Annotated in this window: 15 protein-coding genes and 1 pseudogene; 9 read left to right on the top strand and 7 right to left on the bottom strand. The window is 64.2% G+C overall.

All coding sequences use genetic code 11. The features are described from left to right. Positions 1-231: 231 nt before the first annotated feature. On the top strand, positions 232-1182 hold the full coding sequence (locus tag CLU85_RS15835) for a M14 family metallocarboxypeptidase (protein ID WP_100411099.1): 951 nt from the start codon (positions 232-234) through the stop codon (positions 1180-1182). Between the two features lie 55 nt (positions 1183-1237). Here the strand turns inward: CLU85_RS15835 and CLU85_RS15830 are convergent, their stop codons facing one another. From CLU85_RS15830 to CLU85_RS15815, 4 genes and pseudogenes are all read right to left on the bottom strand, one after another. Then, positions 1238-1555 (bottom strand): hypothetical protein, encoded by a 318-nt coding sequence (locus CLU85_RS15830; protein WP_100411098.1) that lies wholly within the window; start codon positions 1553-1555, stop codon positions 1238-1240. A gap of 217 nt (positions 1556-1772) precedes the next feature. Further along, positions 1773-2018 (bottom strand): hypothetical protein, encoded by a 246-nt coding sequence (locus CLU85_RS15825; protein ID WP_100412584.1) that lies wholly within the window; start codon positions 2016-2018, stop codon positions 1773-1775. A gap of 32 nt (positions 2019-2050) precedes the next feature. Continuing rightward, positions 2051-2464, bottom strand: a complete 414-nt coding sequence (locus CLU85_RS15820) for a hypothetical protein (RefSeq protein WP_100411097.1) — start codon at positions 2462-2464, stop codon at positions 2051-2053. Between the two features lie 309 nt (positions 2465-2773). Continuing rightward, positions 2774-4620: pseudogene (locus CLU85_RS15815) on the bottom strand (glutamine--tRNA ligase/YqeY domain fusion protein). Between the two features lie 171 nt (positions 4621-4791). On the opposite strand from CLU85_RS15815, the gene CLU85_RS15810 reads away from it, so the two are divergent. The 6 genes from CLU85_RS15810 to CLU85_RS15785 all read left to right on the top strand — a co-directional run bounded on the left by CLU85_RS15810 (position 4792) and on the right by CLU85_RS15785 (position 9034). Next, positions 4792-5130, top strand: coding sequence for a hypothetical protein (locus CLU85_RS15810; RefSeq protein WP_100411096.1), 339 nt, complete (start codon positions 4792-4794; stop codon positions 5128-5130). Positions 5131-5321: 191 nt separating this feature from the next. Beyond that, entirely contained in the window at positions 5322-5798 is a 477-nt protein-coding gene (aroQ, locus tag CLU85_RS15805) for a type II 3-dehydroquinate dehydratase (protein WP_369858320.1), read from the top strand. Positions 5799-5831: 33 nt separating this feature from the next. Next, a complete protein-coding gene (gene arfB / locus CLU85_RS15800) occupies positions 5832-6248 on the top strand; it encodes an alternative ribosome rescue aminoacyl-tRNA hydrolase ArfB (RefSeq protein ID WP_100411094.1) in 417 nt (138 codons plus the stop codon). A 197-nt stretch (positions 6249-6445) separates the two neighbouring features. Then, complete coding sequence (locus CLU85_RS15795; protein WP_100411093.1) at positions 6446-7264, top strand: class III extradiol ring-cleavage dioxygenase; 819 nt, start codon at positions 6446-6448, stop codon at positions 7262-7264. Between the two features lie 52 nt (positions 7265-7316). Further along, the gene (locus CLU85_RS15790) at positions 7317-7988 is read left to right on the top strand and encodes an alpha/beta hydrolase (protein WP_100411092.1); all 672 of its coding nucleotides are present in this window, start codon (positions 7317-7319) and stop codon (positions 7986-7988) included. A gap of 152 nt (positions 7989-8140) precedes the next feature. Further along, positions 8141-9034 carry a DUF3014 domain-containing protein gene (locus tag CLU85_RS15785; protein WP_100411091.1) on the top strand — a complete coding sequence of 298 codons (894 nt, stop codon included), beginning with the start codon at positions 8141-8143 and terminating at the stop codon, positions 9032-9034. Between the two features lie 27 nt (positions 9035-9061). Here the strand turns inward: CLU85_RS15785 and CLU85_RS15780 are convergent, their stop codons facing one another. Further along, positions 9062-9529, bottom strand: coding sequence for an Lrp/AsnC family transcriptional regulator (locus tag CLU85_RS15780; protein WP_100411090.1), 468 nt, complete (start codon positions 9527-9529; stop codon positions 9062-9064). A 102-nt stretch (positions 9530-9631) separates the two neighbouring features. On the opposite strand from CLU85_RS15780, the gene mdeB reads away from it, so the two are divergent. Next, a complete protein-coding gene (gene mdeB, locus CLU85_RS15775) occupies positions 9632-12298 on the top strand; it encodes an alpha-ketoglutarate dehydrogenase (protein WP_100411089.1) in 2667 nt (888 codons plus the stop codon). A gap of 136 nt (positions 12299-12434) precedes the next feature. Next, a complete protein-coding gene (locus tag CLU85_RS15770; RefSeq protein WP_100411088.1) occupies positions 12435-12668 on the top strand; it encodes a hypothetical protein in 234 nt (77 codons plus the stop codon). A 110-nt stretch (positions 12669-12778) separates the two neighbouring features. On the opposite strand, the gene CLU85_RS15765 is transcribed toward CLU85_RS15770, so the two are convergent. Together CLU85_RS15765 and CLU85_RS15760 are read right to left on the bottom strand one after the other, a co-directional pair. Continuing rightward, entirely contained in the window at positions 12779-13603 is an 825-nt protein-coding gene (locus CLU85_RS15765) for a zinc-dependent peptidase (RefSeq protein WP_100411087.1), read from the bottom strand. Positions 13604-13639: 36 nt separating this feature from the next. Further along, entirely contained in the window at positions 13640-14431 is a 792-nt protein-coding gene (locus CLU85_RS15760) for a UDP-2,3-diacylglucosamine diphosphatase (RefSeq protein ID WP_100411086.1), read from the bottom strand. Positions 14432-14434 lie beyond the last annotated feature (3 nt).

Here is a 14434-nt window from a genome sequence, read left to right as displayed (position 1 = left end):
CCCGGATCACCGCCCGCCGGGCGAGTTACCGGGGTACTGGCAGAGGCGGGTGAGGGGGCCTGCTGTGCGTGGGCCAGGGCGCAAAGCAGCAAAAGAAGGGACGAGGTCGCAAGCCGCAGGGGCCGGAGCAGGGGGAAGGGCATCGCGGTATTCTATGAAGCCCCTGTGCCACGCCAGGGCCCCGTCCACCAAGGGTTCTTCCTTCCCAAGCCACCCCGTCTCCACGCGCCCATGCAAACGACCTCCCCCTATCCCATCGGCACACCCGGCCAAGCCTGGGGCGACGCAGAGCGCGACCTGTGGCGCGCACGCCAGGTGCGCCAGCGCAGCTATGCCGATGATGTGCTGAATGCCATCGATGCACTGCGCAGCCGGTTCGATGCGGAGCCCTATGGCGAGGTGGCCTATGCCAACGATCACCACGCACCAGAGCGCTTCCCCCTGCTGGCCGTTCGCAGTCGCCATGGGCAACCCGGCCTGCCCACTGTGCTCGTCACCGGCGGGGTGCACGGCTACGAAACCAGTGGCGTGCACGGCGCACTGCGGTTTGTGGATGTGCACGCCGAGCGCTACGCTGGCCGGGCCAACCTGCTGGTGGTGCCGTGTGTCAGCCCCTGGGCGTACGAGCGTTTTCAGCGCTGGAACTTTGACGCCATCGACCCCAACCGCGCGTTCAAAGAAGGCTCGCCCGCGCAGGAATCGCTCGCCCTCATGCGGCTGGTGGCGCAGCACCAAGGCCAATACGGCCCGTTTGCTGCGCACATCGACCTGCACGAAACCACCGACACCGACGAATCCGAATACCGCCCCGCCCTGGCTGCGCGCGACGGCAAGGTGTTCGAGCCCGGCAGCATTCCTGATGGCTTCTATCTGGTGGACGACACAGAGAACCCCCAGCCCGCCTTCCAGCAGGCCATCATCGAAGCCGTCAGCCACGTGACGCACATTGCCCCTGCGGACGACAAGAACGAAATCATCGGCTCACCCGTGGTGGCGCGGGGCGTGATCCACTACCCCATGAAGCAGTGGGGCCTGTGCGCCAGCGTCAGCGGTGCACGCTACACCACAACGACCGAGGTCTACCCCGACAGCCCCCGCGCCACGCCCGAGCAGTGCATTGAGGCGCAGGTGGCGGCGGTGTGTGCGGCGGTGGAGTTTGTGGTGGCCGACGCGCAGCCCTGAGGGTTGCGGCCCCATGCGGCACGGCTTCGTATTTTTGGTGCTCTCTGAGCGCTTGTTACGGAGCGCTTCCCAAAGCGCCCAGCAACCTGGCGCTGACCTCGGTCGCATCCAGCGTGGCGAACGCCATGTTGTGCTGCTCCGTCAGAGGCCCGTGGCCCGGCTCCATGCGCCCGGCAGCGTCGTAGCCCATGGCCTTGAACTTCCACACCCCGCCAACCAGCTTGAGGGAACCCATATGCGCGCCATCGGCGGTGTGCACGGACACCACGGCGGTGTTGACGGGCACCAACTGCAACGGCCCTGCCACCGGGCCAGGCGGCACATGGGCGAAGGTGGGGGTGAATGTGGGCGGCAGGGGTGGGGTAGGGAGCATGGCGGTGTTTGTATCGCAAATGGCGTGGCGCTTGCGGCGCGGTAGCGCGCCCCGTTTACGGCGTGCAGCGTGTTGTGGGCCTCTTACCCCCGCTGGTGCCACGTTGAGATCTACGCCCTGTGGGTGGCCGCGGGCGGCTTGCATGGATCATGCAATTTGCCTCTAGTGCTTATCTATCTCTTGCGGCCAGGGTGGGCCAGTGGCTACTGGCTACTGGCTACTGGCTGGTGCCGGGCCGTAGGCTGGACCGCCCTCCATCCTTGAGGCTTACCCCCAGGTCGTCCAGCTGTTTGGCATACGAGTCCCTGCGTTTTACAGCCTTTGCAGCTGTTTCGGTGGCGGCTTGGACTGCCTTGGGGCCCTTATTCGCAGCAGCTTTGATCAATCCGAGCTTGTGAGCGGCATCTGCCTGCGCCCGGTTGAAAGTGGCGATGAGTTCAGCAGGGGCAACGGATGAATTCACAGGGACTTCCATATCAATCAGCGTCACCACCCTTAAAGTGTGACGTTGGTGCGAAGCAAGGCTGTTCTCAATTCGCGAGTAGCCGGTTTTGAAAGATCCACCTTTTGAACAGCCAGGTCGAATGGTGAGCCTGGCCTGATGCAGGTTGGTAGTATCTTTTTTGTTGGATTCTTGGCGGGGTACGTGCCCTGGCCCGGACACATGCGAACGGAAAACCCGAATTCTTCGAGTGCACCTTTTGCATACAACTCTGCTAATTGTTGAAACGTCACGAAGGTTGAACGTTTAACGTCTTTGAATCCTGGCTGGCTGATCTCACGAGCGATCTCGAATTTACCAAGTGAATCTCGCTGTGTATCGGTAAACGGATGCAGTAAGAAGGTCTGACGAACTCCATTCTTTTTGGACACCAGGGTGTGCTCGACGGCGATATCGGTTAGCAGCATATTGTTTTCCTCGCTTTTCAAGCTGCAGCTTACACAGCAGCATCATTCGCCATTCCACCCAAAGTCGCAGACCGTGTTTTCAAACCAAGTCACTGGGGAGTCGATGCCCCACCCCTTGAGATGCGAAGTGTTCGACACGGGCAAACCTCACCCTGAGGGCGGGGACTTTAACTGAAAGACAGCAAATGACAGATCCATATTGCACTGTGACCGACCGCTTGAATCCGCTGTCGAAAGCTGTCATCAGTTCAAGAGAAAATGGCCAGCCAATATAAAAATCTGCTGGCCTTCTTTTCAATCAGGAGGTAATCACTTTCCCCACGAATCCTTCAACCCCACCGCCAAGTTAAACACCGGCTTGCCCGCCGCGTGATCCAACCGGTCCGCCACAAAGTACCCATGCCGCTCAAACTGAAACTTGTCGTCCGGCTTGGCGTTGGCCAATGACGGTTCCACGATGGCAGTCACCACCTTCAGGCTGTTCGGGTTCAGGCTTTCAATGAAGTCCTTGCCGCCCGCGTCGGGGTGGGCGTCCAGGAACAGGCGGTCGTACATGCGCACTTCGGCGTTCACGCCGTCGGCCACGCCCACCCAGGTGATGGCGGCTTTTACCTTCACGGTGTCGGCACCAGGGGTGCCGCTTTTGGTGTCGGGCACCACGGTGGCCAGCACTTCGGTGATGTTGCCGTCGGCATCTTTGTTGGCACCGGTGCACTCGATGACGTAGCCGCCCTTCAGGCGCACCTTGTTGCCAGGGAACAAGCGCTTGTAGCCCTTGGGGGGCACTTCTTCATAGTCTTCGCGTTCGATCCAGACTTCTTTGCCGATGGTGAAGTGGCGCACGGGGATTTCCACGCCTTCCGCGACGCCTGGTGTCGCTTCATGGTTCTGGTGGGGCAGGGCGGGCAGGCTGCAGGGCTCCAGGTGGCCGGCGCCCATCACCTCGTCCCAGTTGGTCAGCACGAGTTTGACGGGGTTGAGCACGGCCATGCCGCGGTGGGCCTTCAGCTCCAGGTCTTCGCGCAGGCAGCCTTCCAGGGTGCTGTAGTCGATCCAGCTGTCGGACTTGGTCACACCAATGCGGTCGGCAAAGGTCTGGATGGCGGCGGGGGTGTAGCCACGGCGGCGCAGGCCGACGATGGTGGGCATGCGGGGGTCGTCCCAGCCGCTGACCTTGTGGTCGTACACCAGCTGGGCGAGCTTGCGCTTGCTGGTGATGACGTAGGTGAGGTTCAGGCGCGCAAATTCGTACTGGCGGGGGGGCGGGCTGTTGAGCAGGCCGCATTCGGTCAGGCGTTCCAGCAGCCAGTCGTAGAAGGGGCGCTGGTCTTCAAACTCCAGCGTGCACAGGCTGTGGGTGATTTGCTCCAGCGCGTCTTCAATCGGGTGCGCGTAGGTGTACATCGGGTAGATGCACCAGGTGTCGCCCGTGTTGTGGTGCGTGGCGCGGCGAATGCGGTAGATGGCCGGGTCGCGCATGTTGATGTTGGGGCTGGCCATGTCGATCTTGGCGCGCAGCACCATCGATCCGTCTTCGTGCAGGCCGTCACGCATTTCGCGAAAGCGGGCCAGGTTCTCAAACGGGGTGCGGGTGCGGAAGGGGCTGTCTACTCCGGGTTTGCCGAAGTCGCCCCGGTTGATGCGCATTTGCTCAACGGTTTGCTCGTCGACATAGGCGTGGCCGGTTTCGATCAGCGCCTCGGCCGCGCGGTACATGAAGCCAAAGTAGTCGCTGGCCTGGTAGGCGGGGGCGCTGTAGTCGCCCCGGCTGCCGTTCCAGTCAAAACCGAGCCATTTGACGGCGTCGATGATGCTGTTGACGTATTCGGTGTCTTCTTTTTCGGGGTTGGTGTCGTCAAACCGCAGGTGGCACACGCCGCCGTAGTCGCGCGCCAGGCCGAAGTTGATGCAGATGCTTTTGGCGTGGCCCACGTGCAGGTAGCCGTTGGGCTCGGGCGGGAAGCGGGTGCGAATCTTCGCCGGGTCGGGCTGGCCAGCGGCGTGGTGGGCGGCGTCGCCGGGGGTGCCTGCCCAGCGGCGGGGGCGTAGGTGCCTTTTTCCAGGTCATGCTCGATGATCTGGCGCAGAAAATTGCTGGGCTTGACGGCTTCAGGGGCCGCGTTGGCGGCTGGATTGGCGGAGGAGGGGGTGCTCATTCAGGCATTTTAGGCGGCGGTTTCGTGATGGTTTGCTCATAAAAACAAGTGCGTGTACGTTCAGACACAACGTAAAGACGGTTTTGTGCCATCCTTTTGGCTACTTGGTGCGTTGTGTACCAGTGAGGCAAGTCCATTTGGCTGGCTGCCCTCATTCACAAGGAGATTTCCATGACGAAAACCCGTTCTGTTTCTGCCCTGGTCGCTTCGGCTGGTGTGGCGCTGGCTTTGTTGGCCGGTGCTGGCGCTGCCCAGGCCCGTGACGTTAATTGGTCGGTTGGTGTTGGCGTGCCCGGCGTGGTGATCGGTGCCAGCAATGGCTACTACGCACCCGCACCGGTGTATGTGGCACCGCCCCCACCCGTGTATTACGCGCCCCCACGGCCTGTTTATTACAACGCGCCTCCTGCCTACTATGCGCCTCCACCTGCCGTGTATTACGGCGGTTATGACCGTGGGTACGGTCATCGCCACCACGGCCATGGACACGGCCGCCACTGGGACCGTTGATGAACCCTGGCGATGGTGGTTGATCTGTCACCATCATCTCGGGCGCTTATCGCTCACAGGCAGCATTGCACAGGCTGCTTTTTCACAGCGGTCCCTCGGGGCCGCTTTTTTCGTGGGGGCCACGCTGGGTGGGCATCGCATAATCCCGCACTCTGGCCTGCCAGCGTGGCGGGCGCATCGCCCCGGAGACCCTGTTTGTGAATAAAAAAACCATTTTTGTCCTGAATGGCCCCAACCTGAATCTGCTGGGCACGCGCGAGCCTGCTGTGTATGGCGCGGCCACGCTGGCCGATGTCGAAAAGCTGTGCGCTGATGCGTGCGAGCGCCATGGTTTTGCGCTGCGGTTTCACCAGAGCAACCACGAAGGTGCTCTGGTGGACTGGATTCATGAGGCAGGCCGCCTGCATGCAGCGGGCGAGCTGGCGGGCGTAGTCATCAACGCCGGGGCCTACACCCACACCAGCATTGCGCTGCACGACGCCACCAAAGGCACGGGCATCACGCTGATCGAGCTGCACATCAGCAACGTGCATGCGCGTGAGGCGTTCCGTCACCATTCGTACATGGCGGCTGCCGCCAAGGCGGTGATGTGCGGTTTTGGTGTGCTGGGTTACGGCCTGGCCATTGACGGCCTGGCGCAGTTGCTGGCACAGCCGCCTGCAGCCTAACTCTGCGCTGGCAGCAAGGGGACCAATAGATATATGACGCCCCCATTGCCACTGCAGGTGCCTGAGGACGAGGTAGAAATCACCGCCATGCGCGCGCAGGGCGCGGGCGGTCAGAACGTCAACAAGGTGTCCAGCGCGGTACACCTGCGGTTTGATGTGATGGCATCGTCGCTGCCCGAGGACGTGAAAGAGCGCCTGCTGTGCCTGCGCGACACCCGCATCACCCAAGACGGGGTGGTGGTCATCAAGGCCCAGCAATACCGCAGCCAGGACCAGAACCGCACCGATGCGCTGGAGCGCCTGAACGCGCTGGTCAACACTGTGGCCGTGCCACCGCGCGTGCGGCGGGCGACCAAGCCCACTTACGGCTCCAAACAGCGGCGGCTGGAGGGCAAAACCCAGCGCAGCGAGACCAAGGCGTTGCGGGGCAGGGTGCGCGACGGCACCTGAGCAGAAAGGGTGTGGTGTTGCTGCTCCTGGGCCTGTGAGGGCGGCGACGTGTGCCTTGTGTGGCCATTGGCAAGAGCGTGCCTTGCTGGCCTTGCGATGTTGATTGGCGTCACCGGTGGAACAATCTGTCTGCCTTGCAGGGCTTGGTTCCGTGGGCGAGAGGTTCTACATTCATGGCATCCCTTTATGGAGTTGTTATGTCCCTCTCTGTTCACGCCCCGGCCACTGTTCCCGCGTTGTTTATTTCGCACGGCGCCCCGCTGTTCGCAATAGATGCCGGGACCACCGGCCCGGCGCTCACGCAGTGGGGTGAAGGCCTCAGGGCGCAGTACCCCGGCCTGCGCGGCGTGGTCATCATGTCGCCGCACTGGATGGCGCGTTCCCCCCAGGTCATGACCGGGCCGCAGCCTTCCACCTGGCATGACTTTGGTGGGTTCCCGCCTGCGCTGTACCAGTTGCAATACCCAGCCCCCGGTTCACCGGCGCTGGCGCAAGAGGTGCTGGGCCTGCTGCAGGCCGCAGGTGTGGCCGCACAGGGCGATGCGGCCCGCCCCTTTGACCATGGTGCGTGGGTGCCGTTGATGCACTTGTTCCCCCAGGCTGATGTGCCTGTGGTGCAGGTGGCCCTGCCCGCAGGTGCGGGCCCCGCAGAGGTGTACGCGCTGGGGGCCGCCCTGCGCGGCCTGCGCAATGAAGGCGTGCTGGTGGTGGGGTCGGGCAGCATGACGCACAACCTGGCCGAGTTCTTCGGCGGTGCGCGCGAACCTGCACCCTACGTGCTGGAGTTCAGCCGCTGGATCGAAGCCGCCCTTTCGCGCGGCGACATGACGGCGTTGCTCAACTACCGCAGCCAGGCGCCCCACGCCAGCCGCGCACACCCGACCGAAGACCATTTTTTGCCCATTTTCTTCGCGCTGGGTGCGGCGGGTGATGACCTGCACGCCCACTACTTGAGTCGTGAGGTGATGTACAGCATGCTGTCGATGGATGCATTTGCGCTGGAGGCAGCGCATTGACACCCCTGTTTTCTTCCTGTTTTTGGCCTAAAACTGACTGAGGCGCTTATATATGCTTACTTTGCCGCTCACATTTTTGCAGCGCCCCGCTGCCTCCACCACGCCCCGCCCCTGGCTGTTGGTGCTGATGCACGGTGTGGGCAGCAACGAGCAGGACTTGTTCAGCCTGGCTTCTCAGATCCCGGACCGTTTTCATGTGCTGAGCCTGCGCGCACCGTTTCGCATGGGGCCAGGGTCGCATGCGTGGTTTGACTTCTCCATCGAGCCGGGGGGCGAGCGCAGCATTAACGAGCAGCAGGAGGCCCAAAGCCGCGCCCTGGTGGCCCAGGCAGTGACGTCTGCCGCCGAGCAACTGGGCATTCCGCCCGAACGTGTGGTGGTGGGCGGCTTCAGCCAAGGCGGCATCATGGCGTTGTCCCTGTTGCTGACCCAGCCCGCGCTGATGCAGGCAGCGCTGGTATGGCACAGCCGCCTGTTGCCGCAGGTGGTTCCGCTCACGGCGCCCGCTGACGCGTTGCGTGGCAAGCAACTGTGGCTGAGCCACGGGACCCACGACAACGTGATCCCGCTGGCCAATGCACAAGCCATCGCGCACCATATGGCGCCACTGCCGGTCACGGTGACATACCACGAGTTCCCCAGCGCGCATGAAATCCGCCCGTCTGAGTTGGCGGCCACCGTGGCCTGGCTGGAATCGCTGTCCACCACGCCGACGGCGTTTTAATCGCAGGTTTCGAGGCGCGGTCTACATCGCGTTACGCGGAGCGCGCTGGCCGAGTTTCCAATGGGCGCGTGGCCCCTGACGTGCGGGCTTGGGGAACGCCCGCAGCCGCAGCCGCTCGGACAAGGGTTGTTCCTGATCTTCAAGGAGACCTGATGCCCGATCAAGAAGCTGCCGAATTCCGCCCCGCGCCAGAGCGCACATCGCCCGCAAACTGGGTTGCCGCTGGCGTGTTGGCCTGTGCGGTAGCCGCTGGTGCCGCCTGGTGGTACTGGCTGCGCCCCGCAGCGTTCCCCGCTGCCCCATCACCGCCCGTGGCCGCCGCGCCCCAAACGCCAGTGGCTCCACCGCCCCTGCCTGATACCTCGGGCCCTCAGAACCCCGTCGATGCGCTGGCCCCCGCAGATGCCGCCTTGCCCACGCTGGCCGAATCCGATGCGCGGGTGATGGCGTTGCTGGCCGAACTGCTGGGGCGAGACAAGGTGGCCTCGTTTCTGGCGACAGAGGGTTTTGTCCGCCGTGTGGTCGCTACGGTGGACAACCTGGGCCGCGCCCAGGCCCCCTCGCGCATGTGGCCCGTGCAGCCGATGCCACAGCGTTTCACGGTGGACGGCGAGGGCAATGCTCCGACCACCGTGGCCGCGACCAACGCCGCCCGCTACAACGCCGTTTTGACGTTTGCCGAGGCCGTTCCGCTCGACGCTGCGGTGGCGTTGTATGCGCGCTTGTACCCGCTGTTTCAGCAGGCGTATGAAGAGCTGGGCTACCCCAAACGCTACTTCAACGACCGCCTGGTGGCCGTGTTGGACCACCTGCTGCTGGCGCCCGAGCCCCAGGGCCCGCTGCGCGTCAAGCTCACGCCCGTCACTACCGAAGTGCCCAACCTGCGCCCCTGGGTGCGGTATGAGTTTGTGGACCCGGCGCTGGAATCGCTCTCCAGCGGGCAGAAGGTTCTGGTGCGCATGGGGCCTGCCAACGAGGCGCGGGCCAAGGCTCTGATTCGCGACCTGCGCAAGCGCGTGGCGACGAGCGAGGTGGCGCGCAAGTAGCGCACCTTTTTCAGCCAGCAGGTGGCGTTATGCGGAGGGAAGGGGCAGGGCGGTCTTGTAGCGCACCTGCTTGAGCGCAAAGCTCGATCGGATCTTCTCCACGCCCGGAATCGGCGCCAGCTGTTCCAGGATGAACCGCTCCAGCGCCCCGATGTCCGCCAGCGCCACACGGATCAAATAGTCGCTGTCGCCGCTCATCAGGTAGCACTCCATCACCTCGTCGTGCTCGGCAATGCGGCGTTCAAAATCGGCCAGCGCCTCCTTGCTCTGGGTCTTGAGGCTGATGCTGATGAACACATTGAGCCCCAGCCCCAGCTCCGCCGCGTTGGCCAGCGCCACATAGCGGCTGATGACGCCCGCTGCCTCCAGCGCCTTCACGCGCGCCAGGCAGGGCGAGGGTGACAGGTGCACGCGCCGGGCCAGCTCCACGTTCGACAACGAGCCATCAGCCTGCAGCTCGGCCAGGATGCGCAAATCCAGGGTGTCTAGTTTCATGTGCTGCAGTTTATTATTTTTACAGCATAAGATGCCTTTGCGATGCGTTGAGAAGGCCAAAACAGCAACTCATTTGGGGGCAGCCTCGCTACAGTGATCTCCATGAATGCCTTCACCCCCCACGCCCTGCTGCAACAAGCCCCCGGCGCCACCCCGGACGCCGACCCCGAAGAAACCGCCGAGTGGCGCGACGCCTTCCTCGCGCTGGTCGCCACCGAAGGCCCCGAGCGCGCCCGGCACATGCTGCAAGAGCTGGTGCGTTTGGCGCGTGCCCAGCGCATTGACTGGCAGCCCGACCTGAACACGCCGTATGTGAACACCGTGGCGGTGCAGGACCAGCCCGTGTTCCCCGGCGACCTGGCGGTGGAAGAGCGCGTGGCCTCCATCGTGCGCTGGAATGCGCTGGCGATGGTGGTGCGCGCCAACCAGGCGTATGGCGAGCTGGGCGGCCACATCGCCAGCTATGCCAGCGCGGCGGATTTGTTCGAGAGCGGCTTCAACCATTTTTTTCGTGCCCGTGAAGGCCTGGGCGAGGGCCAGCACCGGGGCGACCTGGTGTTCTTTCAGCCGCACAGCGCGCCGGGCGTGTATGCCCGCGCTTTCCTCGAAGGCCGCCTGTCTGAGCAGGACCTGATGCACTACCGCCAAGAGCTGACCGCACCGGCCGCCGGTGCACACGGCCTGTCGAGCTACCCGCACCCGTGGCTGATGCCGGACTTCTGGCAGTTCCCCACGGGCTCGATGGGCATTGGCCCCATCAGCAGCATCTACCACGCGCGCTTCATGCGCTACCTCACGCACCGCAACCTGCTCGATTGCAGTCAGCGCAAGGTCTGGGGCGTGTTTGGCGATGGCGAGATGGACGAGCCTGAGAGCATGAGCGCGCTGACCCTGGCCGCGCGCGAGGGCCTCGACAACCTGGTGTGGGTGGTCAACTGCAACCTGCAGCGCCTGGACGGCCCGGTGCGCGGCAATGGCCGCATCATCGACGAGCTGGAGCGCCTGTTTGCCGGTGCGGGCTGGAACGTGGTGAAGCTCGTCTGGGGCAGCGACTGGGACGGCCTGTTCGCCCGCGACCTGACCGGCGCACTGGTGCGTACGCTCGAAGGCACGGTGGATGGGCAGATGCAGACCTTTGCCGCCAAGGACGGCCGCTTCAACCGAGACAACTTCTTTGGCCAGAACCCCGAGCTGGCCGCCCTGGCCCAGGGCATGACGGACGAGCAGATTGATCGCTTGAAGCGCGGCGGGCACGACCTGGTGAAGATCCACGCCGCTTACGCTGCGGCCAGTGCCCACAAGGGCCAGCCCACCGTGATCCTGGCCCACACCAAAAAGGGCTACGGCATGGGCACAGCCGGGCAGGGCAAGATGACCACGCACAGCCAGAAGAAGCTCGACGAGACCGACCTCATCGAGTTTCGCAACCGTTTTAACCTGCCGCTCACCGACGAGCAGGCCACCAGCCTGGCCTTCTTCAAGCCCGCCGAAGACAGCGCGGAGATACAGTATTTGCGCAGCCACCGCCAGCAACTGGGCGGCTACCTGCCGCGCCGCGAGTCGGTGTGCGAGGCGCTGCCCGTGCCGCCCATCACCAGCTACGCACAGTTTGCACTGCAAGCCGATAGCAAGGAGATGAGCACCACCATGGCCTTTGTGCGCATGCTGGGCACGCTGCTGAAAGACGCCACCTTGGGCCCGCGCATCGTGCCCATCGTGGCCGACGAGGCGCGCACCTTTGGCATGGCCAACCTGTTCAAACAGGTCGGCATCTACAGCAGCGTGGGCCAGCGCTATGCGCCCGAAGACATCGGCTCGGTGCTGAGCTACCGCGAGGCGCTGGACGGCCAGATTCTGGAAGAAGGCATCAGCGAGGCCGGCGCCATCGCCAGCTGGACGGCCGCGGCCACCAGCTACAGCGTGCACGGCTTGGCCATGCTGCCGTTCTACATCTACTACTCGATGTTCGGCTTTCAGCGCGTGGGCGACGCCATCTGGGCCGCCGCCGACCAGCGTGCGCGCGGCTTCCTGCTGGGCGCCACCTCGGGCCGCACCACGCTGGGCGGCGAGGGCCTGCAGCACCAGGATGGATCGAGCCACTTGGTGGCAGCCACCATCCCCAACTGCAAGGCCTACGACCCGGCCTATGCGGGCGAGATGGCCGTCATCATCGACGCCGGCATGCGCGAGATGGTGACCGAGCAGCGCGACGTCTTCTACTACGTCACACTGATGAACGAGAACTACGCCCAGCCCGACCTGCCGGAAGGTGCGGCTGAAGGGGTGCTGCGAGGTTGCTATGTTTTCAAGAGCTACTCGCGCTTGTCAGATCAGCGCAAGAGCCCGATTTCATCCAATAACGTCACCCTGATGGGTTCTGGCGCCATCCTGACGGAAGTGGTCAAGGCCGCTGAGCTGCTGGCCGCAGAAGGCGTGGATGTGACCGTGCTGAGCGTCACCAGCTGGAGCGAACTGGCCCGCGACGGTGTGACCTGCGAGCAGCGTTGGCTGGCGGGTGAATTCGCATCTGAACCGGCATGGCTGACGCAGCAGCTGGCCGCGACGCACGGACCGGTGATTGCCGCCACCGACTACGTGCGCGCTGTGCCCGAGACGGTGCGGGCGTTCATCCCTGAGGGCCGCAAGTATGTGACCCTGGGCACGGATGGATTTGGGCGCAGTGACACGCGCGCAGCGCTGCGCCAATTTTTTGGCGTGGACGCTTCCAGCGTGGCCCAAGCGGCGCGGCGCGCGCTGGCTGCTGGCTGAGGGATGCGGGCGCTGTGGGAGCGTCCGCTGTCGTTCTGCCATTCCTCCCTTTCGACACCTGGGTGGGGTGGGTGAATGCCATTGCCCAATTTGGCGCAGGCTTCCTACAATGGTCCAGCAACCGAGAGAGGGCGCCATGGCACATGTCACCTGGGACCATACCCCGCCGACCACCTGGATCGCAATGGTGGACGGGCAAGCACTTTGCTCCATCAAGCGCAAAGACATTGGCGGGTGGACCGCCGCCTGGACAGACGAGCGCCTGTGGCCGCCGCCATCCCATTTGCCCAAAGCCCTGCCGCAACCCACCCAATTTTTCAGCAGTCTGGAAGATGCCAAATTGGCGGTTGAGCACGCGCTGGCTGCGTGATTTGCTTGCGCTGGGGCGTTGCGGTCTGAGTGTCTGTGCGGTCTCGGTTTTTGTTGAGACGGGCACATCGCCTGCAAGCGCACAGAGGGCCCGCTCTCCATGCCGCAGGCTCAGTCTGCAGGGCGCCTGAAGAACGCATCCAGCACCGGTATCAACGCCGGAAACTCCTGCGCAAACCGTTCGCGGTTCACAAAGTACGCCTCGCAGGCCACGGCAAAGAACTCGGATGGCGAGGTGGCTCCGTACGCGTCCAGCCAGGGGCGTTCGGCGCTGAAGCGTTCCGAGAGGATGACGCGTTCTCTGAACTGTTCGTAAGCAGGTTCCCATGCGGCCCACCACGCCTCGTACGCTGCGCGGCCAGTGCGTGTGCCCATGAAGCCTGCGGGCAGAGGCGGGCAGCCATTGGGCTGGCCGTTTTTCATGTCGAGCTTGTGCACAAACTCATGCACCACCACGTTGTGGCCGCGCGCGGTGTTCTCGGCGGCGTTGGCAATGTGCTGCCAGCTGAGCATGATGGGGCCGCGCTCCATGGCTTCGCCCAGCAGCACCTGGGTGTGTTCGTGCACCACCCCTGCCTCATCCATCGTTTGGCGGCGCGCCACGGCTTCGCCCGGGTGCAGCACGATGCCCACGAAATCGTCGTACCAGTCGAGCGCCTTGGCCGGGTCGCCCCAATGCAGCAGCGGCAGGCAGGCCTGGGCCGCGATATCGATGGCCATGGTGTCGGTCACCAGCAGGCCGTGGGCACCGTGGAATTCCTTGTGGTGCAGGAAGAGGGCGCTCAAGGCGCGCAGCTTGGACTGGTCGTGCAGCGACAGGGCTGCCAGAAACGGGTAGCGCTGCAGGGTCTGGAGCCACAGCGTGGCCGAGATGTCGGGCACAGGAGCGACCGTGGCGCGGACACGGCTCCAGAGACGATTGAGGAGAGGGGGCATGGCGATCAGGCAGCGGGAGGTAAAGCCCCGCGCAGTTCAGGATCGCTGGTACGTGGGGGCCAGGGACAGCCGTTCCAAGCCCGCGCGCGACAAACGAAGTGTTTCCACTCGGGGCGGTAATGCGGCGGCGTCCCAGTCACTGAGCACCACGCGTTGCAAACCGGAGGCCAGCACGTGGTCGGCCGGGCGGTGGGTATGGCCGTGAATGAGCGTATGCGCCTGGGCCGCCTGCAGCCAGGTGATGGCGGCTGGGCCATCCACGTCGGCATAGGGGGCGCCCGACTGTTTGCGCGCCTCGCTCTCCTGCCGGATGCCCCGGGCTTGCGCCCGGCGTGTGGCCAGAGGCTGGGCCAGAAAACGCTCTTGCCACTCGGTGCTGCGCGCTTGCACGCGAAAGCGCTGGTAGTCCACATCGTCCAGGCACAGCAGGTCGCCGTGGCTGAGCACAAACCGTTGACCGCCAAACACCAGCACAGTGGGGTCTGCCAGGCCGGTGATGCCGCAATGCGCAAGAAACGCCGGGCCTGCCAGGAAGTCGCGGTTGCCGTGCATGAAATACACGGGTATGCGCCGTGACGTTGCGCGCAGGGCGGCGCAGCCCTGGGCCTCGAAGCTGCCCGTTTCAAGGATGGCATCGTCGCCTACCCAGACCTCAAACAGATCGCCCAGGATGAAGAGCGCGTCGGCCGGAGTGGTCTGCAGATAGTGCTGCCAGGCGGCTACGGTGGTGGGTTCGCTGGCCTGCAGGTGCAGGTCTGAAATGAAATCGACCGTGCGCCAGTGTGAGGGAGCGGCAAGCTCCTCGAACCGGGGCACGGTCGGGGTCACAGG

The sequence above is a fragment of the Acidovorax sp. 69 genome, from assembly GCF_002797445.1.
Lineage (GTDB): Bacteria > Pseudomonadota > Gammaproteobacteria > Burkholderiales > Burkholderiaceae_C > Acidovorax.
This window is presented reverse-complemented; position numbering and strand designations above follow the sequence as displayed.

What these genes read in the sequence shown, in the direction of transcription:
- CLU85_RS15765 (WP_100411087.1), bottom strand. Translation starts at nt 13,603, where the DNA reads ATGCCCCCTCTCCTCAATCGTCTCTGGAGCCGTGTCCGCGCCACGGTC.
- CLU85_RS15795 (WP_100411093.1), top strand. Translation starts at nt 6,446, where the DNA reads ATGTCCCTCTCTGTTCACGCCCCGGCCACTGTTCCCGCGTTGTTTATT.
- mdeB (WP_100411089.1), top strand. Translation starts at nt 9,632, where the DNA reads ATGAATGCCTTCACCCCCCACGCCCTGCTGCAACAAGCCCCCGGCGCC.
- CLU85_RS15780 (WP_100411090.1), bottom strand. Translation starts at nt 9,529, where the DNA reads ATGAAACTAGACACCCTGGATTTGCGCATCCTGGCCGAGCTGCAGGCT.
- CLU85_RS15810 (WP_100411096.1), top strand. Translation starts at nt 4,792, where the DNA reads ATGACGAAAACCCGTTCTGTTTCTGCCCTGGTCGCTTCGGCTGGTGTG.
- CLU85_RS15820 (WP_100411097.1), bottom strand. Translation starts at nt 2,464, where the DNA reads ATGCTGCTAACCGATATCGCCGTCGAGCACACCCTGGTGTCCAAAAAG.
- arfB (WP_100411094.1), top strand. Translation starts at nt 5,832, where the DNA reads ATGACGCCCCCATTGCCACTGCAGGTGCCTGAGGACGAGGTAGAAATC.
- CLU85_RS15770 (WP_100411088.1), top strand. Translation starts at nt 12,435, where the DNA reads ATGGCACATGTCACCTGGGACCATACCCCGCCGACCACCTGGATCGCA.
- CLU85_RS15790 (WP_100411092.1), top strand. Translation starts at nt 7,317, where the DNA reads ATGCTTACTTTGCCGCTCACATTTTTGCAGCGCCCCGCTGCCTCCACC.
- CLU85_RS15830 (WP_100411098.1), bottom strand. Translation starts at nt 1,555, where the DNA reads ATGCTCCCTACCCCACCCCTGCCGCCCACATTCACCCCCACCTTCGCC.
- CLU85_RS15785 (WP_100411091.1), top strand. Translation starts at nt 8,141, where the DNA reads ATGCCCGATCAAGAAGCTGCCGAATTCCGCCCCGCGCCAGAGCGCACA.
- CLU85_RS15835 (WP_100411099.1), top strand. Translation starts at nt 232, where the DNA reads ATGCAAACGACCTCCCCCTATCCCATCGGCACACCCGGCCAAGCCTGG.